Genomic DNA, 25,088 nt, shown 5'->3' with positions numbered 1-25,088 from the left:
ACGGCGAACTGCTCTATCTCTTTGTTCTGACGCAATTCCGGGCGGAAAACCGCTTACACTTTTCCTGGAATTGCTCTAGCCGGGAACGCCATGACCAGTACGACCTCGCCATCCTCCGAGAAGATCCAGCCGCAGCTCCGAGCCGTCCGGCCAAGTGATGCGGAGGCGCTTTGCGCTATCTTCAACATGCCGGGCTTCCGCTGGGGCACGCTCCGAATGCCCTTCGAGAGGGTGGAGCAGGTGGAGCGGCGCATCGCCAAGTCCGGCCAGGAAACCACCTGGATCGTCGCGGAGCTGGAGGGCAAGGTCGTCGGCCATGGCAACCTGGTCGTGCAGAGTTCGCCGCGCCGTTCGCATGTCGGCGAGATCAATATCGGCCTTGACGATGCCTTTGTCGGCAAGGGCATCGGCTCTGCCATACTTTCCGCGCTGCTTGACGTGGCCGATAACTGGCGGGCCCTGAAGCGGGTCGAATTGACCGTCTATGCCGACAACGAACCGGCCGTCCGTCTCTACACGAGCCACGGCTTCGAGGTCGAAGGTCGGCATGTGAAGGCCGGCTTCACCGACGGGCAGTACCACGACCTCCTGAGCATGGCCCGACTGCGGTTCTGAGATTCGCTGTTTCCCTTGGCGTTTGCAACACATGCGGCTAGACGGGACCAATGACCGCCGTCTTTGATCCAACCCCTACGCCTCCGGTGGAAATTCTGGCTGTGCTGTCGCTGCTCTGCCCGGAAGTCGCACGCGACATCGAGCAGAACTGGAATGCACCGGTTTCCGACTACGCCCGCCATCTGTGGCGGCCGGTGGCAAGGCCTGTATCGGGCCCGGCGATCGCCGCCCGCTCGATCCTGCGCGACGTCCTGCGTCAGCGCCTCGATGCGATCATGCAGCCTGAGGAGGTCGCCAAGGTCCTGGAAGAGTTCGAGCACAGACCGGTCATTCAATCCGGCCTGCACTGCCTCCTCCTAATGGATCGGATTACCTTCGATGCCCTCCTGCTTGCCTGGCTCGGCGCGGTAGAAAACGGGCTGTCGGCCTTCTTCGGCTTCATGGGAACGACGATGACCATGGAGACCGTTGGCCGGGAGGGGCCGGGATGGCTCGATGTCGGCGACGACAAGGTCAACCTGTTTGGCTTGGGGCGCCACAAACTGTGCCGCAAGAGCGTCTGCGTGGCCGGTCCTGTCTCCCTCAACAAGCGCGCGATCGAAGCGGTTGGCGATGAAAAGGATGCCAGCCGCTGGCGGGGCACACTGCTTGCCAGTCAGGACAAGGTGTTTGGAACCGCCGCCGATGCGCTGACAGCCCTCAACGAGGATCTGGTCGCCAATTGGGATCGTTCCGGCATGGCCGCTCCCGTCTTCATCGATGATCGGCTCGCCGCTTCTGCCATGGCTCGGCATCTGGAACATGACGGCAGCCTTCTTTCCAGGCTGCTCACCCAGCCCGCAAGACGCCAGCGTCTCGACCGTGCCTTGCAAGAGGCCATGTCGAGCCCGTTTGGCAGATTCCTGCCCAATGCCACGGACTATTTCTGGGGCATCCGCGAGGAGCGCGTGCGCAGGCTCGTCCTCGACAACGGGCACCTGATCGAGCCTGACAGGCCGCATGGTCTTTCCGTCCCGTTCGAGCGGCCGCATCTCAGGCAGGCGCTGCTGGACGGCATGCTGCTGCCGAACCTGTTTCTGATGTTCCTCGTGCTTGCCATATTGCCACGGGTGCGGGTTGTGGGCGGCCTGAGACAGATTGGCTATGTAGCGCTTTTCCACTCGATCCTGCTGGCTGCGCTGGACGAAAACGCACCGGAAGAACTTGATCTGGCTGCGGAGCTGCAGATTCGGGAAAATGCCTGGGGCACGCGGGTCATCGATGAAAAGATCTCGGTCCGCGAGCAGCTGGCCGGCCTGCCGGAAGGGGCGCTCTTCCCGGACCTGCTCCGGCAATACCGATTGCGGACATTTGCCGAGACGACCGACGACTTGAAACTGGTTCGCGAAAACGCCCGATGGCGCAAGATCGGCAAGGCAGCGATCAACGCGACCTGAGGCGCATAAACCGGAAGCGACGGGGCTTATCGATGGGCCGGCCGCTTCATCCGAGCACGGCCTCGACAATGGCAACAAAGTCATCGAGCGAGCGATCCCCACGAATCTCGATGCGCGGAAGGTCGATGGGATCGCAATCGAGGTCCGCCGGCCCGTGTCTGCCGCCGAAGCCGATCCGATAGCCGCACTCCCTGGCCAGCCGGCCAAGCCGCCGGTCGGTGACAGAGAAGGGCGCCGCGAACGCCGTGGTTGGCCGACCGGTCCACCGCTCGATGAACATACGAGAGCGCAGGAGCTCGGCGGCCAGGTCGGAAGTCGACAGACCATCGATCGCGCGATGCGTCGCCATATGGCTTCCGAAAAACGCACCTTCGCCCGCGAGGCGTCGCACCGTCCCGGCGTCCATAAGCGGCGTCAGCGGACCGTTGTGGGCGTCCCACTCTGCACTTTTGCCCACCAAGTCCGTCACCAGGAATACTTCCGCGGTCAGGTCGTTCTTGCGCAAGGCCGGCCAGGCATGGTCGGCAAAGTTCTGGAAACCGTCATCGAATGTGATGAGCACCGGGCGGCCAACGAAAGGCTGACGGTCGGCGATGAACCGTTCGAGCTGCTCGGAACTAATCGCGTGGAAGCCGTTGGCGCGCAGCCATGCCATCTGGCTGGCGAATGCGGCGGGCGTGCACCGAAAACGGGCGAGGGCGGCCGGACCATCGTCGGCGACGCTGTGATACATGAGGACAGGGATGCGCTGCCGCCGCTCGCTGCGTGCGACGTCGCGGCGCAAGGCCCGCGCCCCGCCCCAGACGATATTTCGCGCGACTCCTAATCCGACGGGCGCGCGTATTGGCACATGATCAATCATCGGTTCCGTCGCCACGTCGCCTGGTGACAGGCGGCGGAAACGGTCTATGCGATAGAGCTCGGTCTCAATCGATTGCTCGAGGACGAGGCCTTCGGCCGCTGCCAGCGTCTCTGAGATCGCTTGCGCGCCGAATGTGTTCCAGTCGAAGCCCGTCCTTTCGGGATTGTCGCGCAGCACGAATGCGTGTGCGCTGATGAAACTGCCGCCAGGCGCCAACGCATCGACAAATTTTTTGGCGATGCGCCGCAACTCGGCGAGATCATCCAGGTAGTAGAGCACTTCCGAACAGAAGATCAGATCCATTTCGCCCGGCAGCGTGTCCGCGGAGAAATCCAGTACGCCGAACTCGACATTCGGCTGATCGCTGCATCGCTCGCGCGCCCGCCCGATGGCTACGGCGGAGATGTCAGTTGCGGTCAAATGGCCCACTCGCGGCGCCAACTGCCGCGTGAAGTGGCCCTCCGCGCAGGCCAGCTCAAGCGCCCGTCCGATGGGACCGGCAGGCAGAATTTCGAGCTGCCGCTCATATTTTTCCTGCTCATAGGGCGAACCGTAGTTCCAGGGATCCTCGGTCGCGAAATGGCGGTCCCAGAACGACGTGCGATCATTGTCGTGGTCATCCGCGGCGGGTTTCCGGCGCGGTGCCGCAAGACGCTCTGCAGGTTCGGCGCTCGACCGAACCTGTTCCTGCGCCTCAGTGGCCAATCGCGCGAGTTTGCCGAAGTGGCTGTCCCGATCGGACCGGCTTTCCGCTATGGACGACGATGCCTCGGCTGCAAACGTGTCGGCACCGGCGCCCTTTTGCTGCGCAAGCCGCTCAGGGGGCACGAGATTCAGGATCAATTCAATCCAATGACGCCTTGTCACTCTTCCGAGTGCGCCGAACTGGATGCGAGCCTCGATCCGCCTATCTATCATCAGATAGGCATAGATCTGGTCGATTCCGTCCGGAATTTCGGTCGAGGTCGGATTTCGAGCGTCGACGCGAAGTCCGAGTGTCCGCCCCAGTTTGCGCGGCGCGGCAAGGTCATCGAAGTCGAGAAGCATTTGCTCAAGGTGATACTGGACGCGGCGACCAGCTCCGGGATCGCCGTAGAGCTTGCCGAGTTCGATGGTCAACTCGGTGATGGCGCCGCCGAACCTGTCCCACCTGGCTCCCAATTGCGCCGGCACCGACAGGCTTCCCACCATCAGGCCATCGAGGACCACCTTGGCGTTGTCACGCGCCCACTTGCGTCCTGCCGGGAGCGCGCGCAGGGACCGCGAGTTGATCGAGAGCGAGCCACGGCCGCAATCCGACGCAGCGTTCCACAACGCGAACCACGCGAGGGCTTCGGCAGCCGTGCCGCCGTTGGCCTCGATCGCCCCATTGGCGTGAGCCGGTGCCGGGTGTTTGACCCTGGGATCAGGCGAAAAGCCGCGGGCGATCACGATTTCCGCATCCGCCATCATCTGCGCCGAATTGCGGGAGAGCGCGTTGGGATTGATCCGATGGAAAGCGAGCGGCTCGTCGACCATCACCCAACGTCTGCCCAGACGTGCGAGACGCTGCCATAGGTCCCAGTCCTCCCAAGTGCGCAGCGAAGCGTCGAAACCGCCTAACCCGACAATCGCCCCCCGGTCGACCAGCAGCGCGTGCGTGCAAATGACACAGCGGCGGGCGAATGTTTCGAAGGGCTGGACCGCCACCTCCGGCGAGATGCTCGGCGGGGTGAGCGCGCCGTCCGGAATCACGCGCCGGGAACCGCAATAGGCGGCCACCGCATCGGGAGCGGTTTTCAGCGCGGACAGCATTTTGGCGAGGAAGCTGGCATCCACCCAATCGTCGGCATCCAGAAACATCAGCCACTGGCCGCGCGCTGTCGAAATCCCGCTGTTGCGTGCGCGGGCGGGGCTATTGGCGGAAATGGTTAACGTCTGAAACCGGGCATCGCGCTCCACATAAGCGGCGATGATCGCGGGGCTGCGGTCCGTGGAGGCGTCGTCGACGATGATCGCCTCCCAATCCGCTATTTCCTGTTCGAGCAGGCTATCGAGCGCGCGCGCCAGCGTCGCCTCCGCGTTGTGCGCAGCAACCACGATTGAGACCAAGGGGTTATGCGCCACGCCGTCTTACCCGCGCCTGGTTCGAAGGGAGAACAAGGGTCCCGAAAAATAGCCGGCGATTTCCTGGTTCATCGAGCTTTGGTTTTCTTCGGCAAGAGTCGGCGACTGACTAGAACGGGATAACGGCATCGGATAGCAGCGCCGCTCTGTCAAGATCGAGGTGAATTGGAGGCAGGCAAAAGAGCCTTGAAGACAGGCTTGAATAACAAGCGCTCATGCCGACCGCCCAGAGCCGCAATCGATGCGCCTGGGCGAGACAAATTGCGCAACCGCTTGCTGGTCGGCCGCGATCGGTCCATCCTTGTGAACACCCTGGCCGTGAAGCGCGTAGCGAGATCACGCCGTCACGGCCGCAAGTGAGGTCTTGTTCCATGGACTGCTTGGGCTGCGGTTTCGAGGTTGAGAGCGGTTTCGCCTTCTGTCCGAAGTGTGGCAAGCGCCAGCCCGTGCCATGCGCCAGTTGCGGCTACCTCTGCGCACCTGATTTCGAGTTCTGTCCGAAATGTGGGGCCAGCGTCGGTGCGCCTGCAAAGGCCGTCGAACGGCCCGCTCCGACACCAAGCCGGACCATTGTGCCGCCTTCTCGAACTCCGTCGCTGCTTGCGAAAATCGAAAGCGAAGACGGGCTGCATCCCGTCTCCGACGCCGATCGCCGAACGGTAACGGTCCTGTTCGCCGACCTTTGCGGCTTCACGACGCTCAGCGAGCAGCTCGACCCCGAAGTCATGCAAGCGCTGCAGAACGACTTGTTCAAGGAATTGACGGCGGCGGTGCGAAACTTTGGTGGTTTCGTCGACAAATTCATAGGCGATGCGCTGCTGGCTTTGTTCGGTGCGCCCGTCGCGCATGAGGACGACCCGGAACGTGCGCTTCGCGCCGCTCTCGACATGATCGCCCGGACGGCGCGGCTCGGCGAAAGCACCTCCCACTCCGGCTCGCCTCTGTTACTCCACATCGGCATAAACACTGGTCCGGTCGTTACTGGAGGATTGGGCATCGGCACCGCCAAATCCTATTCGGTGACCGGCGATACGGTGAATACGGCGCAACGCCTGCAATCGCTGGCCGCACCGGGTGAGGTGCTGGTCGGCGAGCTCACTCACAGGCTGACCCGGCATGCCTTCTCTTACGAGTCGCTGGGGGATGTCGTGCTTCGCGGCAAGGCTGGCAGCGTGCTCGTCCATCGACTGGATGGACCGCTTGCGGCGCCGCGTGCAGCGCGCGGGTTAGAGGCGCTCGGCCTCAGCGCGCCGATAATAGGTCGCGGCGCGGAGCTCAATAGAATGCTGGCCAGCCTTGACCAGGCGTGCGGCGGCTCGGCTCAGCTTGTCCGCCTCGTCGGAGAAGCCGGTATCGGTAAATCGCGGCTGGTTAAGGAGTTCGTCGCCCGCGTCGGCGACGAGGATCGTTTTCGCAACGTCGCCGTGCGGCAGGCCACGTGCTCACCGCTGGGCGAACAATCATTTGGCGCCTTGGGCGCAGTGGTGCGCAGCGCTGCCGGGATGATGCAAAACGACAATGGGGAGGAAATGCGGGAGAAGCTCGCAGGCTTGCTTACCGATCTCGGCCTTCAGGGCGAGGAGGCGAAGCGGCTGATGCCTTTGCTCTACCATGTGCTTGGCCTTGGCGACCCCGATGCCACCTTGCAGCATGTCGAGCCCGAGCAGTTGCGTCGGCAAATTCTCTACGCAGTCCGCACAATCATCGAACGGCGGCTTGCTTTGTCGCCGCTGTTGATTGTGGTCGAAGATCTGCACTGGGCCGACGCCGCGTCGCTCGAGGCCTTGCGTTTCGTGATGGACAGGTTGGAACGCACGCGGTTGATGTTGCTGGTCACGCATCGTCCGGCGCCGGACAACGACCAGCTCGACTCAAGTCGGGTCAGCCACACAGCGCTCAGGCTTTCGCCGCTGAACAGTGATGAAGGACGCAGCCTGCTGGCGGCGCTTTTCGGCGAGAGCTGGGTAAGCTCCACGGGCAGCCTTGTCGACCAGATCCTCGAGCGCGCGGGCGGCAACCCGCTTTTTATAGAGGAGATCGTTCGCGGCCTTATCGATCGCGGTGTCCTGGTGCGCGAGGGCCAGCGATGGCGGACTGTGGCAGGCGAAGTCGCAACCGGCATTCCCGCCACTATCCAGGCAATGCTGCTTGCCCGCGTCGACCGGCTGCCCCAGGAGGTGCGCCGGTTGGCCCAGGAAGCGGCGGTAATCGGGCCGCGCTTCGACGCCACACTCCTGAAAGCCGTGACAGCCGACCCGGGCCGGCTGGAGGCCGGCTGCGAACTGCTATGCGATGCGGAAATCATCGAGGAAGTTGCAGGATCAGGCTCGGTCTCGTCGCAAAGCTACCGCTTTACGCAAACATTGCTGCAGGACGTGATCTACCAGAACCTGCTCCTGCAACGCCGCACCGACATCCACGGGCGGGTCGGTGCTGCCTTGGAGCAACTGTGCGGCGATAAGCCGGAACGGCTCGAGGATTTGACCGCGCTCGGTCATCATTTCGCACAGAGCGCCGAGCGGGAGAGGGGCGCGCATTACCTGCAGACAGCGGGCGATCGCGCTCGCATGATATACGCCAACGACGACGCCCTTCGTTTCTACGAGCGAGCACTGACTGCGTTGCGCGAGACAGGGCAAACACCGCTCAAACTGGCGATCGCAGAGCGCATTGCCGACTTGAGCGGCCCGACAGGCCGCCGCGACGTCGCGCACCAGCACTACGAGACGGTGCTGCAGGCATATCGCGCGTCAGCCGATCGTGTCGCTTCGGCGCGGGTTTTGCGTAAGATCGGTCGGCTGCTCTGGGACGTCGGCAAGCGGGACAACGCCGAATCTCATTACGCCGAAGCGGCAGCGCTGCTCGATGGCGCGGATGCCCCGGTCGAGCAGGCGCATCTCTGGCAAGAACGTGGCCGACAGGCGTTCCGTAGCGGAGACAACGCTCTCGCGGCAAAATGGGCTGACGCGGCGCTGGATTGCGTACGCACGCTGACAACCGAGCATGTTTCCGAGATAGGGCGTGATGCCACTCTTGTGACCGCCGAGGCGCTCAATACCAAGGCTGTCGCGTTGGCACGCCTTGGACGAGACCGCGAAGCCGTTGGCCAGGTCGAGCGCAGCATCGAATTGGCCGAAGCCGCCGGTCTACTGGGCACGGCTTGCCGCGGCTACACCAATCTCGGCGTGCTTTACACGACCATCGACCCGACAAAGGCGATGGAGGTCTGCCGGCGTGGTCTTGAAGTGGCGCGCCATATTGGTGATTTGGGTTTCCAGGCGCGCCTCCTCGCCAATCTGGCGGTCGCTTGCTGTACGTTCACGGATCGCTGTCCGACGGAGGGCGTGCCTGCCGCCGAGAAAGCCATCGAGATCGACCGGGCGCTCGACCAGCGCGAGCATCTGTCGGTGCCGTTGATCGTGCTTGGGCAAATCCACCAGTGCAACGGCCGTCCGGAACTGGCGATTGGCTTGTTCCACGAAGCACTGGACGTAGCTCGCGAAACGGGCGAACCGCAACTGCTGTTTCCGTGCTATGATGGTCTTGCAACGCTCAATCTCGACCTCGATAATCTGGCCGAGGCCGAGCGCTACTTTTCCCTGGCGCAGGGTATATGCGCCCAGCACGGGCTCGACCCGGAAGGGCTTGTGGTGCTGCCTTTTCTCGACTAGCCGGGGTGGGAGGTTGGCAATGTCAGCGCGCATTGACTTGATACCGCTTCAACCGGGCGACCGTGCGCCGAACGTGGTGCTCGACGCCATTACCCAGGAAGGCAAGATCGCGCTCGACGATTTTCGCGGACAAAAACCGGTCCTGGTCGGCCTTTTCCGAGGTCTGCATTGCGCGTTCTGCCGGCGCCATATCGCAGCCCAGGCTCGGCTTGATCCGGAGCTGCGCGAAAAGGGCGTGGGGAGCCTGACGGTGGTCAACACGCCGATCGAGCGGGCGCGTCTCTATTTCCGTTACCACCCGATGCCGAATCTGCTCGCGGCCTCCGATCCTGAACGCGCTTCACATCGTGCTTTTGGATTGCCCAATCTCGAATTCACCGAAAACGAGACGCAATGGCCGTACAAGGTCTCGATGTCGGCGGCAAAGGATATGCGGGTCGACTTGCCAGGCGAGTTGCCCGCTCCAATGGATCCTTTTGCGGCCAGCGAATTCCTCGACAAGAAGGACCATTACGAAGTGACCGAAGCCGACGAGCAGATGATGGCGACCGGACACGGACAATTGATCGGTCAGTTCCTACTCGACCGGCAGGGTATCGTCCGCTGGAGCTTCACGGAAGTTCCAGAGGGTGGGCGATACATGTTTGCGGCGCCAAGCCCGCGGGAGCTGATGTCAGCCGTGTCGCAGGTCGCCCAATAGACAGCCGGTTGGGCCGCTGACGACGCCTTCCGGTGCCCTCAATAGGGACATCGCTGCGCGCCGAAGCACCACGCGTGCTTGCGCTGCATCTCGGGCTCAACCTGACTACCTTCAGCCTCGCTGCTGGCCACTTTGCTCAATGAGATCAATTGGGTTTGCATAGCGCTACTGTCTCGATTCCCGTCTGGAGACGATCTGGGCCTTGACTGTGTGTGAGTGGAGTTTTTGCCTAATCTCGTGAATGCGTCGATCTCACGTGACTTCGCGAGACTAAGTGGAGGTCGAGCCCCTTTGCCCTGCCAGAATCCACGCCGGTTCTGTCGACGTGACATCGGCTGAACGCCTGGCTCAGCCGTGCACGGAGGCCGCGACGAGGCTCTGCATCGACGTGGTCGGACGACCGATCAGCCGCCCCAGCGCGCCACCGTTGTCGAACAGCGCCCCGCGTGAGGCAGCGGCGTCGGCGTCGGCCAGAAGTGCAGCGAGATCGGCTGGCAGGCCGGCGCCCGTCAACACATCCCTGTAGTCAGCCTCGGACAGGTCGTTGTAGATGATCGTCTTGCCCGATTGCCGCGAGACTTCCATCGCAAGCTCGGCAAATGTGAAGGCATGGTCTGCGGCGAGCTCATAGGTCTTCCCCGCCTGGTCGCTGGCCGTCAGCACCGCGGCTGCGGCCTCGGCATAGTCCCGCCGCGCCGCGGATGAGAAGCGCCCGTCCTTCGCGGCGCCGACGAAGGCGCCGTGCTCAAGCGCTGCCGGGAGCACCATGAGATGGTTTTCGGCGTACCAGCCATTGCGCAGAATCACTGCCGGCAGGCCCGAGGCCACGATGGCCTTCTCCGTCTGCCGATGCTCGATCGCGAGCGTCGCGGGCGACGTGTCGGCGTGCAGCATGCTCGTGTAGGCGATCAGCGAAACGCCGGCCGCTCTTGCCGCGTCGATCACGGCACGATGCCGTGGAAGGCGGCCCCTGACTTCGGTCGAGGAAATCAAAAGCAGCTTCTCGACGCCGGCCAGCGCCGAACGGAGCGTGTCCGGCCGGCCATAGTCGGCCTCGCGCACGATCACGCCGCGTTCGGCCAGATCGTTGGCCTTTGCAGGGTTGCGAACCGCCGCGACGATCCGGTCGGCGGGAATGGTCTTTAGCAGCGCCTCGATAACGAGGCGGCCCAGTTGTCCTGTTGCTCCAGTTACTGCGTACATCGTCCAGTCCATTTCATGGTTGGGATGGGTTCGGGAGCCTTACATAGTGGCCATAGTTACCCATGGAAACCACGTATCTTGTGGTTACCTCCATTTTCCGGTAACCAACTGGAAACTGCCGGTGAAGGATGGGCGATGGTGCTCAAGGTACGAAAGTCGGTAAGGGCGCCTCTCGGCTGCCCGATGTCGAGGTGTATGGCTCTGCTTGGCGGCTGCTGGACGCCGGAGGTGCTTTGGTCCTTGAGCGAAGGCCCGCGCCGGTTCTCGGAATTGCGCCGTGACAATCCCTTCATCTCGGCGAAGGTTATGACGACCCGGCTGCGTGACCTTGAGCAGCGTGGCGTCTTGACCCGCCACGTCATGCCAACGTCGCCTCCAACAGTGGAATATGAGCTGACGTCATTGGGCCAGGAACTGCTGCCCGCGATCAGATCGATCGTCGAGGTCGGCTCGCGCCTGCTGCTGCGTGACTCTTCAGAGTAGATCCTCCGAAGGAGCTTTTGCGATCGGGACCCAGGTGGGCAATCGCCGGCTCAGGTGCATTTGGTGGTGGTTCCAAAAGCAGAGGGGTTCGGCGATCCTGCCGACTTCCGGCGGTGTGGCTCTCATACACCCAACAGTCGAGCCAACAATGCCGCGGCTTCAGTGCCGGCGATGCCGAGGTCGCGAACGCTGCTCATGTGGTTGGCCGCTGCAAGGCTTGTACGCGAGACGGTCAGGCCTTGGCGTTCGAGTTTCTCTGCGAAAGCGGCGGCCTGGCCGTGGAAGGGCGGCGTTTCCTCGGCGCCGACGGATATCTCGACCGCCACGCCCGGATCGAAGCTGTGATCGATCGGCGAGAACCGCTCAACCTCCTCGTCGGTGATCGCGATCTCACGAGCCAGAAACGACTCCTGCAACGGTCTTAGATCGTAGATACCGCTGAGCAGGAGGGCGCCTTTGATGCCTGAAGGCCGGCTGTGCCCGCCGAAAAGCATCGTCGCGAGATGCGCCCCGGCGGAATGGCCGCTTACCGTCAGTTGGTCAGGATCGCCGCCGTAGCTCGCGATATGGTCATCTATCCATTGTCTCGCGCGGCGTATTTGATCGACGATCGTCGCCATTCTCACGCTCGGCATCAATGCGTAATCGACGATGACGGCAATCGCCCCGGCGCTGGTCACGGTGTCCGCCACGTAGAAATAGTCGCGCTTGGAGAACATGCGCCAGTAGCCGCCGTGAATGAACATGTGCACCGGCAGGCGATCGCGTTTTCCCTGCGGGAAGAACAGGTCGACGGTCTCGGTGCTGTTCGGCCCATAAGCGACGTCGGCGACCATCGGGACTTTCGCCCTTGTCTCGGCGCTGCCGCGAACGATCTCGGCGACGATATCGTCGAATTCGGGGACGTGGTCGCGAATACGGAATGGATCTTTCGCCATCTGTCTCATCAGATCGTCACGGCGATGTATTTCGCCTCCATGAACTCGGCGATGCCGTGCTTCTGCCCGCCTTCGCGCCCAAGCCCGCTCTGCTTGACGCCGCCGAAGGGCGCGGCAGGGTCCGACATCAGGCCGCGATTGAGCGCGATCATGCCGGACTCGATCTTCGAGGCCATGCGCATGCCCTTGGCAAGGTCGCGCGTGTAGATGTAGGCGGCAAGACCGTATTCGGTGTCGTTCGCCTTTGCGATGACTTCCGCCTCATCTTCGAAGCGGCTGATTGGGGCCACGGGACCGAAAATCTCCTCGCGGGCCATGGCGGCGTCGGCTGGCACGTCGCTCAACACGGTGGGTGGATAGAAAAATCCTCGGCCTTCAGCGATCGCGCCGCCGCACAGAACCTTCGCGCCGCGCGCGACCGCGTCCTGGACGAGCCGATCGATCTTGTCGACGGCCTTTCTGGTAATCATCGGTCCGCATTCGGTTTCCGAATCCGTGCCCGGGCCGACGGCAAGCGCCGCCATGCGTTTGCGCAGGCCTTCGGTGAACGCGTCATGGATGCCCGCCTGCACGTAGAGCCTGTTGGCCGCCGTGCAGGCCTCGCCGGCATTGCGCATCTTGGCGATCATCGCACCGTCGAGCGCCGCTTCCAGGTCGGCGTCGTCGAGCACGATGAAGGGCGCATTGCCGCCAAGTTCCATCGAGCAGGAAATGACGTGCTTCGCCGCCTCGCCGAGAAGCCCGCGACCGACGCCGGTCGAGCCGGTGAAAGACAGCTTCCGCACCCGCGCGTCGGCCAGCATGGCCGCAGTGACCGGCCCCGGATTCGAAGTGGTGATGACGTTGACCACGCCCGGCGGCACGCCGGCCTCCTCGTATAGGGCAGCGAGCGCGTAGGCCGTCAGCGGCGTCTCGCTGGCCGGCTTCAGGATGACGGTGCAGCCGGCGGCAAGCGCCGGCGCGATCTTGCGCGTGGCCATTGCCGCCGGGAAATTCCACGGCGTTATCAGAACGCAAATGCCGATGGGCTGGTAGTCGACCACGATGCGGTTCGCGCCGGACGGCGCAAGGCCGAACTCGCCGCTGATGCGAACCGCTTCCTCCGCGTTCCAGCGGAAGAACTCGGCCGCGTAGGCGACTTCTCCGCGCGCGTCTCGCAGGGCCTTGCCGTTCTCCAGGGAGATCAATACGGCCAAGGTCTCGGCACGTTCGGTCATCAGCTCGAAGCAGCGCCTCAGGATCTCAGAGCGCTTGCGCGGCGGGGTCTCGCGCCAGCCGGTCGCTGCCCGTGCCGCCGCCTCGACCGCTGCCGCGGCGTCGGCGAGCGTTGCGTCCGGAACCGCCGCGATCACAGCTTCGGTCGACGGGTCGACCACTTCGATGACGCGGCCGTCGGATGAGGGGCGCCATTTTCCACCGATATAGAGTCCATGCGAAAACGCGGCATATTCGGACATGTCGGAATCCTGGTCGATCAGGTCTATCGAAATGTTCATGGGGTTCGGGCTCCGTCCCTCACATCGTCACAGCGGACATATCGCCGCGATAAGCAGCCCTGACCAGGCGCTGCATCGCCGGTAGATCGAAGGGGCGGGGATTGTTCTTGATCAGCCGGTCGATGCCGAGCGCCTGTTCCGCCGTCCAGTCGATCTTGTCCTCGGGAAGGCCGAGGTCAGCCAGCGTTCGCGTGATGCCGATCGCGTTGAACAGTCGCGCTACTTCCGTGATCGTGGCGTCGGCCAGCTGATCGGCACCGCGGTCCTGGCGGGGCAGACCGAGCGCAATGCCGATTTCCGCGATCTCCGCGGTTGCCGCTGGCAGGTTGTAGCGCATCACATAGGGGAGCATCGTCGCGACGCCCAGCCCATGCGGCGTGTGGGTGAGCGCACCGACCGGATACTGCACGGCATGGGCGGCTGCCGTTCCCGCCGTGCCGAAGGCGCATCCGGCGGCCAACGCTCCCATCATGACATCGGCTCGCGCATTCTCGTTCGACCCGTCGCGATAGGCTGCTTCGAGGCTGCGGCCCAGGAGCCTGATCGCCAGCAGGGCGAAATGATCGGTCAGCGCGCTCTTGCCGACGAAGACATGGCGTTGCGGCAGATCGGCATCGGCACCGCGTCTTGCCGCGGTGAAGGCCTCGATCGCATGCGTTAGCGCGTCGGCGCCGGTGATGGCGGTCAGTGATGGCGGGCAGCTCGCCGTCAGGTCCGGATCGCACAGCGCAACCGCGGCAATGAGATGCGGGCTGGAGATGCCGACCTTCAGCGTCCGCTCTGGGTCGGAGATCACCGCGACGGGAGTGACTTCGGAGCCCGTGCCGGCCGTAGTCGGCACGGCAATAAGGGGAAGGGTAGGGCCCGGCACCTTGAACTCACCATAATAGTCCTGGAGCTTGCCGCCATGACTGATGAGCAGCCCGGCGCATTTCGCCATATCGAGGCAGCTGCCGCCCCCGACCCCGATCACCATGTCCGCCCTGAAACCCTTCGCCTGTGCGATACAGGCGCCGACGCTGTCGCGCGGCACGTCCGGCAAGGTGCGGTCGTGGACGAGCGTGTCGATCTGGGCAGCCCTTAACCCATCGAGCATTTCGATGAACTCGGGCGTGCTGGCGAGCCGTTCGTCGGTGCAGATGAAGGCACGCCGGCCATATCGGCCGGCAATGGCAGGCAGCGCATGGCGCTGGCCTTTGCCGAAGAGAATTTCGCGCGGCAGGCGCGCGGCCGCAAACAGGGTCATCGACTGAGATCTTTCAAAACAAACTGATCGGCCACGTTCGTCGCCGATCCGGACTTGGCGGGATCCCTCGGCTCAGTTTTCTTGCCGCTCCGGGCCCCAAGCGCGGCCGCGTCCATAAAGCGTTGCACTGGTTCATATCCTCTATCAAATCGTATACGATATAGTATTGAACTGGCTGGAGCATCGTGTTAGGCCTTGTTGCTGTCAAGAGGTAACCGATGGAAAATCCCGACCTGACGGTTGAAACCGAAGCTCGCTCAAGCGGTCGCATCCAGCGCGCCAACAGCTTGGCGGGCGATGTTTACGAAGCAATCTTCGCGCAATTGATGTCGCTGAAGATTCCGCCGGGATCGCGCATTACCGTCGATAACCTTGTCAGAGAATTCGACGTTTCACACACGCCTATCCGCGAAGCGCTCGGGCGGTTGGAAGGCGAGGGCCTCGTCGTGAAGACCCATTTGATCGGCTATCGCGCGGCTCCGCAAATCACGCGGCGCCGGTTCGACGAGCTCTATGAACTTCGCCTTCTGTTGGAGCCCGCTGCCGCCGCCAAGGCTACGGCAGCGCTGGATGGAGAGCGCCTCGCGGCCTTGCGGGAAGCGGCCGGCGTGATGGCGCGGCGGGTGGGGAAGGACGAGAGTCTGCGCTATTCCAATTTCGCGCGGCAGGACGCGATCTTCCACGACAAGATCATGGAGTTCGCGCAGAACGAGCTCATCCGCGAGACGCTGAACCACCAGCATACGCACTTCCACATCTTCCGCCTGATGTACCACTCGCGCGTCACCGAAGAAGCGCTGGATGAGCACGAGGCCATTCTCGCCGCTTTCGCGGCCGGCGATGCGCACGCCGCCGAGAAGGCGATGCGGGTGCACATTGAGAATTCGCGGAACCGACTCCTGCCCGCCTTCGAGTGACCGAAAGGACAAGTCATGCCAGCCAAGAAAATCCTGATGCTGACCGGTGAGTTCACCGAGGAATACGAAACCTTTGTCTATCAACAGGCGATGGAGGCCGTCGGCCACACCGTGCACGTCGTTTGCCCCGACAAGAATGCCGGCGACGTGATCAAGACCTCGCTGCACGATTTCGAGGGTGACCAGACCTACACCGAGAAACTCGGTCACCATGTCCTGATCAACAAGACGTTCGCCGACGCCGAAAAGCAGCTCGACCAGTATGACGCCGTCTATTGCGCTGGCGGCCGGGGGCCGGAATACATCCGCACCGACAAGCGCATTCAGGCGATGGTGCGCCATTTCCACGAAACCAGGAAGCCGATCTTCACCATCTGTCACGGCGTGCAGATCCTGATTGCGGTCGATGGCGTCGTACGCGGCAAGAAGGTAGGTGCGCTGGCGGCCTGCGAACCGGAAGTGACGCTCGCCGGCGGCACCTATATCGACCTGTCACCGACCGAAGCCTATGTCGACGGCACGATGGTTTCGGCCAAAGGCTGGACTGCGCTTGCGGCCTTCATCCGGGAATGCCTGAAGGTGCTCGGCACGGAGATCCGCCATGGCTAAGTTTTTCGGTAAGCAAAAGGTACTTGAAGGGGGTGAGCGTTTGTACCGCTCCGAGTACACAAATTAGGTCGCGACGTTCGTTTGGCCGCTAGCGCCTTGTCTTGCGCCACTCCTCATACTCTCCACGGGCGTCATCGTGCAGCGGATAGTAGCGCTGCAGCGGTGCGCCCTGCATGAGCTTCTCTCGCGAAAACTCCTCCCAATCATGGTGCTTCTGCGCCTCCTCGATCACCATGGGCGCCATCGCCACGGGAACCACCACCGCCCCGTCATCGTCGGCGACGATGATGTCGCCGGGGATGACGGTGACGCCGCCGCAGGCGATCGGCACGTTGACGGCATTGGGATAGATGCTGGTCTGCACGTGATAGTTGGGCGTCCAGCCGCGCAGCCATAGCGGCAGGTCGAGCTTTTCGACATTGGGCCGGTCGCGCATGCATCCGTCGATGACAATGCCCGCGCCGCCCCGGCCCTTGAAATAGGTCGACATCATATCGCCGAAGACGCCGGACCTCATGTCGCCGCGCGCGTCGACCACGACCACATCGCCCTCCTGCGCGTGGTAGAGCACGTGGCGATGCAGCTGCGTTTCCGGATCGGCATATTCGCCCTCGTTGAAGAGGTCCGGCCGCTGCGGCAGGAACTGCAGCGTCAGCGCCGGCCCGACGACCGACTTGCCGTGGTTCTGCGCCACGGGGCCGACCATATGCGGGCTGCGAAAACCCATATGGCCGAGCGTGCCGGCAACCGTCGCGGCGCCGATCTCCTTCAGCGCGTCGATCAGGTCCTTTGGCGGCCGCTTGATGTCGGTTGTATGCGTCATTGTCGGACTCCGGATGAGATGGAACTACCAGTTGGTGACGGAACCGTCGCGGCGCTTGAGATGCGGCGCTTCCCAGAAGCGAAAACTCTGCGCCTGGATCGCCGCCTCGTTGACCTCGACGCCGAGTCCCGGCTGGTCGCCGACCGGGTAATCGGTGCCGTCCAGCCGTGGCTGCACGGGAAAGAACTCGGAATTGTCGAAGCCCAGCTTCCTTTCGGGCACCCTGGTTTCGAGCCAGGCGAAGTTCGGCACCGCCGCGCCGAGATGAATGGTTGCGGCCGTGCAGACAGGGCCAAGGGGATTGTGCGGCATCAAATCCACATAATGCGCCTCGCTCCAGCCGGCGACCTTCATCGCCTCGGTGAGCCCGCCGACATTACACACATCGAGCCGGTTGAACTGGTGGATGCCGCGCTCGATGAAGGGCAGGAACTGCCACTTGCTGGCAAATTCCTCGCCGATGGCGAAGGGGATATCGGTCATGGTGCGCAGGCTCTCATAAGCCTCCGGCGTCTCGTCGCGGATCGGCTCCTCGAGGAAATCGAGCACACCGCGGCCGAGCTTGTTGCAGAAGCTCGCCGCTTCGGCCACCGACAGTCGATGGTGATAGTCGATGCCGAGCGCGACCTCGTCGCCCAGCGCCTCGCGGGCCCTGTTCAGCATGGCGGCGGTAGGACCGATCGACTCGCGCGGCTCGAAAAGCTCCTTGCTGCTCTGCCCGGCTGGGAAGAAGCGGATCGCCTGCCATCCCTGTGCGCGCAACTCGCGGGCGCGTTCGATGGCGGCATCGCCTTCGGCCTCGTCCCCGGTCGAGGCGAAGGTGGGGATGCGGTCGCGCTGCTTGCCGCCGAGCAGCTCGTAGACCGGCACACCCAGCGCCTTGCCCTTGATGTCGTGAAGGGCGATATCGATGGCGGAGATCGCCGCCTGCAGGACCCTCCCGCCTTCGAAATACTGGCTGCGATAGAGCTCCTGCCAGATCCGGCCGATCTGCATGGTGGCGCGGCCGATGAGAAACTCGCGATAATGCTCGACCGCGCCGGCCACGGCCTTCTCGCGACCGCTCAGGCCGCTCTCGCCCCAGCCGGAGATGCCCTGGTCGGTCTCGACCTTGACGAGCATCTGGTTACGGGTCCCGACCCACACCGGATAGGGCTTGATCGCAGTGATCTTCATCGTCATTCCCCCATGGCCCCCTGCGCGTTCGCTGTCTCAGTTGGCTTCGAGCGCCATTTGCGTTTCGCTGTCGAACAGGTGAATGCGCTCCTGGTCGAACTCGAGCCAGATCTGCTCGTCGGGTACGACGGTGATGTTGGGGGACACGCTGATGTTGACGATGGCGCCGGAGAGGAACGCCTGCACGAAGGTGACGTCTCCGGTCGGCTCCACCGTGTAGGCCTTGGCCGGAATGGCGCCGGCAATGGCGCTCTTGTGCAGCTTGATCGTCGAATGCCTGGCGCCGAGCACGACCTTCCTGGTGGTTGCTCGCGCGACCTTCTGGGCGTTGCGCGGCGACAGCGCGAGGCTCCAGCCTTCGGCGCTTGTCAGGACCTCGCCGCCGTTTGCCGTCGATGCCTCCAGCGGAATGAGGCTCATCGCCGGGCTGCCGACGAAGCTTGCGACGAACATGTTGGCGGGATGGGCGAAAACCTGAGCCGGTGAATCATATTGCTGCAGGTAGCCGCCATTCATCACCGCCATCCTGTCCGCCATGGTCACGGCCTCAAGCTGGTCGTGTGTCACATAGATGATCGTCGCCTTGAGGTCCTGGTGGAACCGCTTGATCTCGGACCGCATCTGCACGCGCAACTTGGCGTCGAGATTGGAGAGCGGCTCGTCCATCAGGAACACCGCCGGATCGCGCACGAGGGCGCGGCCGAGCGCCACGCGCTGCTGTTGCCCGCCGGACAGCTCGCGCGGCTTGCGTTCGAGCAGCTGCGTCATGTCGAGCACGCGCGCTGCTTCCCTGACCTTCCTGTCGATCTCGTCCTTGGGCAGCTTGCGCATCTGCAGCGGGAAGGCGAGGTTCATGTAGACCGACTTCTGCGGATAGAGCGCGTAATTCTGGAACACCATGGCGATGTCCCGGTCCTTGGGGTCGAGGTCGTTGACCACCCGCTCGCCGATGAAGATGTCGCCCGACGTGGCAGAGGTCAGGCCGGCGACGAGATTGAGCGTGGTCGTCTTGCCGCAGCCCGAAGGGCCGACCAGCGCAACGAACTCGCCATCATTGATCGTCAGCGAAACGTCGTTGACGGCTTTGAAGCTGCCGTAGGTCTTGACGAGATCTTTGAGGACCACATGCGCCATCCGAAACTCCCTAGTGCTTGACCGCGCCTTCTGTGAGCGCGCGTACGAAGTATCGTTGCAGGAGGAGGAACAGCACCACGACGGGCACGCTCATCATGAAGCTGGCCGCCATCAGGCCCGGAAAGTCCGTGGTATTTTCCGAGAAGAAGCGCTGGATGCCGACCGGCAGCGTCAGCTGTTCGTTCTTGGAGAGGAAGGTGTAGGCGTAGATGTATTCGTTCCATGCGCCGATGAAGGAATAGATCGCGGTGGCGATGATGCCCGGCGCCGAGAGCGGCATCACGATCAGGACGAAGGCCTGGAACCGCGTTGCGCCGTCGATGCGCGCCGCCTGCTCGAGCTGCACCGGGATGTTGTCGTAAAAGCCCTTCAACAGCCAGATCGCCAGCGGCAGGCCGAAGGTGAGGTAGGTCAGAACAAGCGAGCCATGCGTGTTCACCAGTCCGATCGCGCGCATCAGGATGAAGAGCGGCACGAGGAAGATTACCGCCGGGAACATGTTGCGCAGCAGGACGGCGAAAAACAGGAAGTTCCGGCCCGGGAAAGTGAAGCGCGAGAACGCGTAGGCCGCGGGAACCGCCACGATCACCGAAAGGATGGTCGTGGCAGTGGAGACGATGAGACTGTTCCAGAAGAAGCGCAGGAAATCCTGACCGACGCTGTTCTGCGGATCGAGCAGCTTCTGGTAGCTGTCAAGGGTCGGCTGGTCGGGCCACCATTGCGGCGGAAACTGCATAGCCGCGAAGCCGGACTTGATCGAGGTGAGCAGCATCCAGATCATCGGCAAGGCGGTGTAGAGCAGCATGAACACCAGGAAGGCGCGCCCGCCCCACCGCCATCCATCAATGCGCACGCGGCGGGCGGTCCGACCCCGTGGGGTCGTCTCGGAAACCGTGCTCATGCGCTGCCGTCCTTCCGCTCGTTGCCGCTCAGCGCGCGGACATAGAAGTAGCCGAGCGTCATCAGGATGATGAACAGAAGCACCGAATAGGCCGATGCCACGCCCCACCGCTGGCGGCCGAAGGCGAGCTCATAGATATGGGTGATCCAGATATGCGAAGCGTTGGACGGGCCGCCGCCTGTCATGATCCAGGGGATGATGAAAGAGTTGAAGTTGGCGACCGCCAGCAGCAGGATCGTCACCGTCGAGACATTGCGCAAATGCGGGAAGGTGACGTGCCAGAAGCGTTGCCATGCGTTGGCGCCATCGACCTTGGCGGCGCGTAGCAACTGCTCGGGGACGGTCTGCAGGCCGGCCGTCATCATGATCATGGCGAAAGGGAACTCGCGCCAGATGTTGACGACGATCAGCGAGGGCAGCACCGTTGAGACGCTGTCTATGAAATTCGGCGGTCGGCTGGCCCATCCGAGCTCGACCAACACCGCGCCGATGATGCCGAAATCCGAATGGTAGATCCACTTCCAGATATAGGAGGCGGCGACGGCGCTGATGACCCAGGGAATGATGAGGATGGCGCGCAGGACACCGCGGCCGATGAAGTCGCGATGGAGCGCGAGCGCGGCGGCAAACCCTAGGACAAAGGAAAAGAAGGTGGATGCGACTGTCCAGATCAGTGTGTTGAATGTGACCTGCCAGAACACCCCGCTGGTCAGGATGGCGGTGTAATTGTTGAAACCGACGAAGATCTTGTCCCGGAGCTGCAGGCCGGGTGGCGTGTTGAAGAACGACAATTCGATCGTGTAATAGATCGGATAAGCGATGACGATGAGCATCACGGCAATCGCCGGAAGCACATAGGCGTAGTCGGCGCGATGCTCCCACATCTTGCGGAGCACATCGGACCTGGCGGATTGCAATGTTCGGCGAGCCTCGACCTTGCCGCTCACGATCGTCACTTTGGCGTGCCCTTGTTCTTCAGAAGGGACCGGCCGCGCTCGCGGCGCAGTCGGTCGGATCGCAAGTCATGCTTCTTAGTCAAAGAGATAGAGCATGATGTCGTCCGAAAACCGCTTCACACTTTTCGGCATCATGCTCTAGAGTCCGCCGCCCATCAGGTCCTTCACCTTCTTGGCCGCGTCGTCGGCCGCCTGGTCGACGCTCATCGCTCCGGTCAGGGCATTCTGCAGCATATCCGGGATGATGATGTTCATGATCTCAGGCGACTGTGGCAGCGCCGGGAAGGGGATGCCGTATGGCAGCATCGACGTCGTGACATCGAGGAACTTGATGCTGTCCAGACGCTCCTTCATCCATTTGGTCTTGAAGCCGTTGAGGTTGCCGGGGTTCGAGCCGGCGTAAGCCATCTTCAGCGACCATTCGGGGCTCGTCCACATGCAGATGATGGCCTTTGCCGCCGGCTCGTCCACCTTGCCGCCCTCGACATATTCGGGCTTCAGGATGTGGATGTTCGAGCCGCCGAACACCACGGCGCGCTTGCCGTCGGGACCGGTCGGAATGAGGCCGTAGCGCATGTTGTCGATGACGGTCTGGGCCTTGTCCTTGTCAGCGCCCGTCGCCTTCTTCTGCAGGTCGAGCATGACATTGTAGTCGGACGGGTGCGAGATCATCATGCCGAGCTGGCCGGCCAGGAACAGCGGCTGGTTGTCGGCCTGCTGGTTGGTGAGCGCCGAAACCGGAACCGATTTGTCGCGGACATACATGTCGTAGGAGGCCTGCAGCGCCGCCTTGCTCTGCGGGCTGTTGAGTTCGATCTCCTTATAGGTCGGGTTCGCCTTTGCTTCGTCGAAGACGCCGCCGCCATAGGCCCACAGCTGCGGCATGAAACGGTAGGGTGTGTTGCCGGCATTCTTGCGCGCCACGAGGCCGTAACCGGCAATGCCGAGCTTGTCATGGATCTGCTTGGAATACTTGACGACGTCGTCCCAGGTGGCCGGAGGCTTGTTCGGATCGAGGCCCGCCCGCTTGAAGATGTCTGCATTCCAGATGAACGCCATCGTCTCGTTGTTGGTCGGAATGCCGTAGGTCACGCCGTCCCAGGTCACGGCCTTCATGGCGCCGGGCCAGAAATCCTCGGTCGAATAGCCGACATCCTCGGGCTTCAGCGGTTGCAGATAGCCTTTTGAGGCGAACTCGGTTCCGCCCAGGATTTGCAGGCGGACCGCCATCGGCGCGGCATTGCCAAGGAGCGCCGTGCGGAACTTGTCGAGCAGGTCGTTATAGGTGAGGGCCTGTTCCTCGAGCTGGATGTTCGGGTAGGTCTTGCGGAAGGTTGCGAAGAAATCCTTGTAATACTGGCGCAGGAGGTCGGGGTCGCCCTCGAACACGCCCTGATACCAGAATGTCAGTCGCCCCTTGTAGTCGAGCGGGGTGACCTTGGCGCAATCGCCGGCCGTGTCGAAATCCTGCGTGCCGGCAATCGAACGCACATATTCCGGCGACCACTTGCTCAGATCGACCGGCGGCGCGGCAAGCGCCGAACCCGACATCAGCGATATCGTCAATGCAGTGGAGACAGCGCCGCGCAAGACGGCACCGCCGACTGTGATCCTCCTCATAGGTCTCCTCCCAGGTTCTCCTATGCCGCTCCGCGCCTACGCAAGCGGTCCTTGGTCGTTTCGATCGCGGGGATATTTCTCCGCCCTAATGTATCCCTTCGATCACTTTATACGTTTTCAGATCGCAGAATAGCTGTCAACGCAGCAAATCGTACATTGTTTTGTCGAAGCCATGCGTGATATAGGCCAGCATGTGTATTGGACTAGGGGGACGGCCTTGGCGGAAACGAACGATTTCAAAGCGGAGCCACCCGAGGGGATTGACGCTCTCGGGGCATCGAGCGAGGGCGCCTCGCTTTACGAGCAGATAAGGGAAGACATCATCGAGGGGCGGCTCGCCGCCAACGAGCGGCTCGTGGTCACCGACCTCGCCCGCCGTCACGGCACCTCGACCAATCCCGTGCGCGAGGCGCTGCAATTGTTGCGCGGCGAGGGCTTCGTCACCTTCGTTCCCAACCGGGGCGCGCGCGTCCGGCCCATCGATCAGGATTTCGTCCGCGATATCTACGAGATCGGCGTTCTCATCGAGCCCGCGCTGACGCGCTGGTTTGTGGGAATGGCGACCGAGGAAGACATCGCCGAGCTCGAACGCCTCCAGGGCCTGATCGAAGAGAACAACTTCGCCGACACGCTCAGGCACAGCGAGCTGGATACAGCCTTCCACACCGTGATGTACCAGCGGCACTATAACCGCCACGCCGCCGAGCTCTGGTGGAAGCACCGCGAGGTGCTGCGAGCGGTGAGCCGGCGTTTCAATTTCACGCTCGCCCGGCGCGCCGCGATCATCCGCGAGCATCGCGAGCTCATCGCGCTCGTAAAATCGGGAGAGGCCGACAAGGCGGCCGAACTCATTGCTCGTCATGTCGAGGGTTCCGGCAGGCATGTCCTCGAACACATGCGCGCGCGCAGCGCCGCCCGGGCAGGGTAGCCGATCCACGATATCGTCAGCCTGGCCATTTCAGAGAGGATAATTCAGATGAAAATCACGAGCATTCGGCCGTGGCTGATCAAGTCCGACGCTTCCTACTGGGGAGAGTACCTGTTCGTCGAAGTGACGACCGACGAAGGGGTCAGCGGCTGGGGCGAGATCACCACCACGACGAAGCTCGCCAATCGCGCGCTGTGCACGATCCTGCGCCAGATCGGCGCCGCCGTGACAGGGGAGGATCCGGCTCGCATCGAGCATCTGTGGCACAAGATCTTCCGCAGCTTCACCTATATGGGCAGCCGCGGCGCCGCCGTGGAATGCGTAAGCGCCATCGACATAGCGCTTTGGGATATCCGCGGCAAAGTTCTCGGCAAGCCGATCTACGAATTGCTGGGCGGACCGGTGCGCGATGAAATCTCGCTTTACACTCATCCTAACCAGGCCAAATTCACCAGCAAGGAAGCCGTGGTCCGCGAAATTCGAGACATCGTGGAGTCGGGCCACACCGGGCTCAAGTTCGACCCGTTTCCCCACCAGGGTCCCAGCGTCGATGGCGTGGCCCGCGAAAGACGGGACGGCTATCTCGACGGGAGCATGACTCGCAAGGACGAGCGTGAAGCCGCCGAACTGACGGCGCTGATCCGCGAGACGGCGGGGCCCGATGTCGACATCCTCATCGACGCGCATGGCCGCTTCGACGCTCCCACCGCCATCCGCCTCTGCCGCAGCCTGGAGGAGGCCGGCCAGATCGACTGGTTCGAGGAGCCATGCCCGCCCGAGAGTCTCAATGCGCTCAAGCAGGTGCGCGACAAGGTCAGCGCCGCCATCTCGTGGGGCGAGCGCGGCCACACGAAATGGGATTTCGTGCCGGTGCTCGAAAACAAGCTCGCCGACTACATCATGCCCGACGTCACCTGGACCGGCGGCATCACCGAACTGAAGAAGATCTCGGCCCTGTGCGAAGCCTATTACGTGCCGGTCTCGCCGCATGACGCCGCCGGACCGATCAACGTGGTCGCGGGAGCGCAGGTGATGATGACCGTTCCCAACTTCTACAAGCTCGAAACCTCGGAGTGGGATCTCTCCAAATACGATCACCTCATCGACAAGCCTCTTGACGTTTCGAACGGCAACCTCAGGCTGACGTCGAAGCCGGGTCTCGGTGTCGAGATGAACCGCGATTACCTGCAGGCCCACGAGATCGAGCTGGGCTAGCACTGCTTAAAGCCCGGCGGGCGGGGCCACTCCCAGAGGAACGAGGACAAATC

The 25,088-nt window shown here is 62.9% G+C and carries 20 protein-coding genes; 9 read left to right on the top strand and 11 right to left on the bottom strand.

Features of this window, described 5'->3' with window-relative positions:
• Positions 1 to 90 precede the first annotated feature (90 nt).
• Both EN869_RS26565 and EN869_RS26560 read left to right on the top strand, forming a co-directional pair.
• A complete protein-coding gene (locus tag EN869_RS26565) occupies positions 91 to 615 on the top strand; it encodes a GNAT family N-acetyltransferase (protein ID WP_127229945.1) in 525 nt (174 codons plus the stop codon).
• Between the two features lie 50 nt (positions 616 to 665).
• Complete coding sequence (locus tag EN869_RS26560; protein WP_127229946.1) at positions 666 to 2,051, top strand: hypothetical protein; 1,386 nt, start codon at positions 666 to 668, stop codon at positions 2,049 to 2,051.
• Between the two features lie 46 nt (positions 2,052 to 2,097).
• On the opposite strand, the gene EN869_RS26555 is transcribed toward EN869_RS26560, so the two are convergent.
• Positions 2,098 to 5,004: a trifunctional glycosyltransferase/class I SAM-dependent methyltransferase/polysaccharide deacetylase gene (locus tag EN869_RS26555; RefSeq protein ID WP_245489306.1), complete on the bottom strand. Its 2,907-nt coding sequence runs from the start codon at positions 5,002 to 5,004 to the stop codon at positions 2,098 to 2,100.
• 386 nt (positions 5,005 to 5,390) lie between these two features.
• Here EN869_RS26555 and EN869_RS26550 point away from each other — a divergent pair, with 386 nt between their 5' ends.
• Together EN869_RS26550 and EN869_RS26545 are read left to right on the top strand one after the other, a co-directional pair.
• Positions 5,391 to 8,690, top strand: a complete 3,300-nt coding sequence (locus EN869_RS26550; RefSeq protein ID WP_127229948.1) for an adenylate/guanylate cyclase domain-containing protein — start codon at positions 5,391 to 5,393, stop codon at positions 8,688 to 8,690.
• 19 nt (positions 8,691 to 8,709) lie between these two features.
• Positions 8,710 to 9,390: a redoxin domain-containing protein gene (locus EN869_RS26545; RefSeq protein WP_127229989.1), complete on the top strand. Its 681-nt coding sequence runs from the start codon at positions 8,710 to 8,712 to the stop codon at positions 9,388 to 9,390.
• A gap of 348 nt (positions 9,391 to 9,738) precedes the next feature.
• Here EN869_RS26545 and EN869_RS26540 read toward each other — a convergent pair whose 3' ends face one another.
• Entirely contained in the window at positions 9,739 to 10,593 is an 855-nt protein-coding gene (locus tag EN869_RS26540) for an SDR family oxidoreductase (protein ID WP_127229949.1), read from the bottom strand.
• Between the two features lie 135 nt (positions 10,594 to 10,728).
• On the opposite strand from EN869_RS26540, the gene EN869_RS26535 reads away from it, so the two are divergent.
• Entirely contained in the window at positions 10,729 to 11,076 is a 348-nt protein-coding gene (locus EN869_RS26535; protein ID WP_127229950.1) for a helix-turn-helix domain-containing protein, read from the top strand.
• Between the two features lie 122 nt (positions 11,077 to 11,198).
• Here the strand turns inward: EN869_RS26535 and EN869_RS26530 are convergent, their stop codons facing one another.
• Genes EN869_RS26530 through EN869_RS26520 form a run of 3 tightly spaced genes read right to left on the bottom strand, consistent with a single transcriptional unit; the run spans position 11,199 to position 14,756 of the window.
• The gene (locus EN869_RS26530) at positions 11,199 to 12,014 is read right to left on the bottom strand and encodes an alpha/beta hydrolase (protein ID WP_127229990.1); all 816 of its coding nucleotides are present in this window, start codon (positions 12,012 to 12,014) and stop codon (positions 11,199 to 11,201) included.
• 8 nt (positions 12,015 to 12,022) lie between these two features.
• Positions 12,023 to 13,510, bottom strand: a complete 1,488-nt coding sequence (locus EN869_RS26525; RefSeq protein WP_127229951.1) for an NAD-dependent succinate-semialdehyde dehydrogenase — start codon at positions 13,508 to 13,510, stop codon at positions 12,023 to 12,025.
• 19 nt (positions 13,511 to 13,529) lie between these two features.
• Positions 13,530 to 14,756 (bottom strand): iron-containing alcohol dehydrogenase, encoded by a 1,227-nt coding sequence (locus tag EN869_RS26520; RefSeq protein ID WP_127229952.1) that lies wholly within the window; start codon positions 14,754 to 14,756, stop codon positions 13,530 to 13,532.
• 218 nt (positions 14,757 to 14,974) lie between these two features.
• Between EN869_RS26520 and EN869_RS26515 the strand changes: the two genes are divergently transcribed.
• Both EN869_RS26515 and EN869_RS26510 read left to right on the top strand, forming a co-directional pair.
• Positions 14,975 to 15,673: a GntR family transcriptional regulator gene (locus EN869_RS26515; protein ID WP_127229953.1), complete on the top strand. Its 699-nt coding sequence runs from the start codon at positions 14,975 to 14,977 to the stop codon at positions 15,671 to 15,673.
• A 15-nt stretch (positions 15,674 to 15,688) separates the two neighbouring features.
• Entirely contained in the window at positions 15,689 to 16,282 is a 594-nt protein-coding gene (locus EN869_RS26510) for a DJ-1/PfpI family protein (RefSeq protein ID WP_127229954.1), read from the top strand.
• 88 nt (positions 16,283 to 16,370) lie between these two features.
• On the opposite strand, the gene EN869_RS26505 is transcribed toward EN869_RS26510, so the two are convergent.
• From EN869_RS26505 to EN869_RS26480, 6 genes are all read right to left on the bottom strand, one after another.
• The gene (locus tag EN869_RS26505) at positions 16,371 to 17,105 is read right to left on the bottom strand and encodes a ribonuclease activity regulator RraA (RefSeq protein ID WP_127229955.1); all 735 of its coding nucleotides are present in this window, start codon (positions 17,103 to 17,105) and stop codon (positions 16,371 to 16,373) included.
• Positions 17,106 to 17,129: 24 nt separating this feature from the next.
• Positions 17,130 to 18,287, bottom strand: a complete 1,158-nt coding sequence (locus EN869_RS26500) for a mandelate racemase/muconate lactonizing enzyme family protein (protein ID WP_127229956.1) — start codon at positions 18,285 to 18,287, stop codon at positions 17,130 to 17,132.
• A gap of 30 nt (positions 18,288 to 18,317) precedes the next feature.
• Positions 18,318 to 19,415: an ABC transporter ATP-binding protein gene (locus tag EN869_RS26495; protein WP_127229957.1), complete on the bottom strand. Its 1,098-nt coding sequence runs from the start codon at positions 19,413 to 19,415 to the stop codon at positions 18,318 to 18,320.
• 10 nt (positions 19,416 to 19,425) lie between these two features.
• Entirely contained in the window at positions 19,426 to 20,316 is an 891-nt protein-coding gene (locus EN869_RS26490) for a carbohydrate ABC transporter permease (protein ID WP_127229958.1), read from the bottom strand.
• Positions 20,313 to 21,272, bottom strand: coding sequence for a sugar ABC transporter permease (locus tag EN869_RS26485; RefSeq protein ID WP_127229959.1), 960 nt, complete (start codon positions 21,270 to 21,272; stop codon positions 20,313 to 20,315). Before EN869_RS26485 ends, EN869_RS26490 begins: the two co-directional genes overlap by 4 nt.
• A gap of 138 nt (positions 21,273 to 21,410) precedes the next feature.
• Entirely contained in the window at positions 21,411 to 22,892 is a 1,482-nt protein-coding gene (locus EN869_RS26480) for a sugar ABC transporter substrate-binding protein (protein ID WP_127229960.1), read from the bottom strand.
• 217 nt (positions 22,893 to 23,109) lie between these two features.
• On the opposite strand from EN869_RS26480, the gene EN869_RS26475 reads away from it, so the two are divergent.
• Together EN869_RS26475 and EN869_RS26470 are read left to right on the top strand one after the other, a co-directional pair.
• Positions 23,110 to 23,820, top strand: a complete 711-nt coding sequence (locus tag EN869_RS26475) for a GntR family transcriptional regulator (protein ID WP_127229961.1) — start codon at positions 23,110 to 23,112, stop codon at positions 23,818 to 23,820.
• 48 nt (positions 23,821 to 23,868) lie between these two features.
• Positions 23,869 to 25,035 (top strand): mandelate racemase/muconate lactonizing enzyme family protein, encoded by a 1,167-nt coding sequence (locus tag EN869_RS26470; RefSeq protein WP_127229962.1) that lies wholly within the window; start codon positions 23,869 to 23,871, stop codon positions 25,033 to 25,035.
• The last annotated feature ends 53 nt before the right edge of the window (positions 25,036 to 25,088 follow it).

The organism is Mesorhizobium sp. M2D.F.Ca.ET.226.01.1.1 (assembly GCF_004022705.2).
Classification (GTDB): Bacteria; Pseudomonadota; Alphaproteobacteria; order Rhizobiales; family Rhizobiaceae; genus Mesorhizobium.
This window is presented reverse-complemented; position numbering and strand designations above follow the sequence as displayed.

Bases quoted from the DNA above. Each gene is read 5' to 3' on its own strand.
- EN869_RS26565 (WP_127229945.1), top strand. From the start codon at position 91: ATGACCAGTACGACCTCGCCATCCTCCGAGAAGATCCAGCCGCAGCTC.
- EN869_RS26520 (WP_127229952.1), bottom strand. From the start codon at position 14,756: ATGACCCTGTTTGCGGCCGCGCGCCTGCCGCGCGAAATTCTCTTCGGC.
- EN869_RS26515 (WP_127229953.1), top strand. From the start codon at position 14,975: ATGGAAAATCCCGACCTGACGGTTGAAACCGAAGCTCGCTCAAGCGGT.
- EN869_RS26505 (WP_127229955.1), bottom strand. From the start codon at position 17,105: ATGACGCATACAACCGACATCAAGCGGCCGCCAAAGGACCTGATCGAC.
- EN869_RS26550 (WP_127229948.1), top strand. From the start codon at position 5,391: ATGGACTGCTTGGGCTGCGGTTTCGAGGTTGAGAGCGGTTTCGCCTTC.
- EN869_RS26510 (WP_127229954.1), top strand. From the start codon at position 15,689: ATGCCAGCCAAGAAAATCCTGATGCTGACCGGTGAGTTCACCGAGGAA.
- EN869_RS26525 (WP_127229951.1), bottom strand. From the start codon at position 13,510: ATGAACATTTCGATAGACCTGATCGACCAGGATTCCGACATGTCCGAA.
- EN869_RS26495 (WP_127229957.1), bottom strand. From the start codon at position 19,415: ATGGCGCATGTGGTCCTCAAAGATCTCGTCAAGACCTACGGCAGCTTC.
- EN869_RS26540 (WP_127229949.1), bottom strand. From the start codon at position 10,593: ATGTACGCAGTAACTGGAGCAACAGGACAACTGGGCCGCCTCGTTATC.
- EN869_RS26470 (WP_127229962.1), top strand. From the start codon at position 23,869: ATGAAAATCACGAGCATTCGGCCGTGGCTGATCAAGTCCGACGCTTCC.
- EN869_RS26480 (WP_127229960.1), bottom strand. From the start codon at position 22,892: ATGAGGAGGATCACAGTCGGCGGTGCCGTCTTGCGCGGCGCTGTCTCC.
- EN869_RS26535 (WP_127229950.1), top strand. From the start codon at position 10,729: ATGGTGCTCAAGGTACGAAAGTCGGTAAGGGCGCCTCTCGGCTGCCCG.
- EN869_RS26560 (WP_127229946.1), top strand. From the start codon at position 666: ATGACCGCCGTCTTTGATCCAACCCCTACGCCTCCGGTGGAAATTCTG.
- EN869_RS26500 (WP_127229956.1), bottom strand. From the start codon at position 18,287: ATGACGATGAAGATCACTGCGATCAAGCCCTATCCGGTGTGGGTCGGG.
- EN869_RS26530 (WP_127229990.1), bottom strand. From the start codon at position 12,014: ATGGCGAAAGATCCATTCCGTATTCGCGACCACGTCCCCGAATTCGAC.
- EN869_RS26545 (WP_127229989.1), top strand. From the start codon at position 8,710: ATGTCAGCGCGCATTGACTTGATACCGCTTCAACCGGGCGACCGTGCG.
- EN869_RS26490 (WP_127229958.1), bottom strand. From the start codon at position 20,316: ATGAGCACGGTTTCCGAGACGACCCCACGGGGTCGGACCGCCCGCCGC.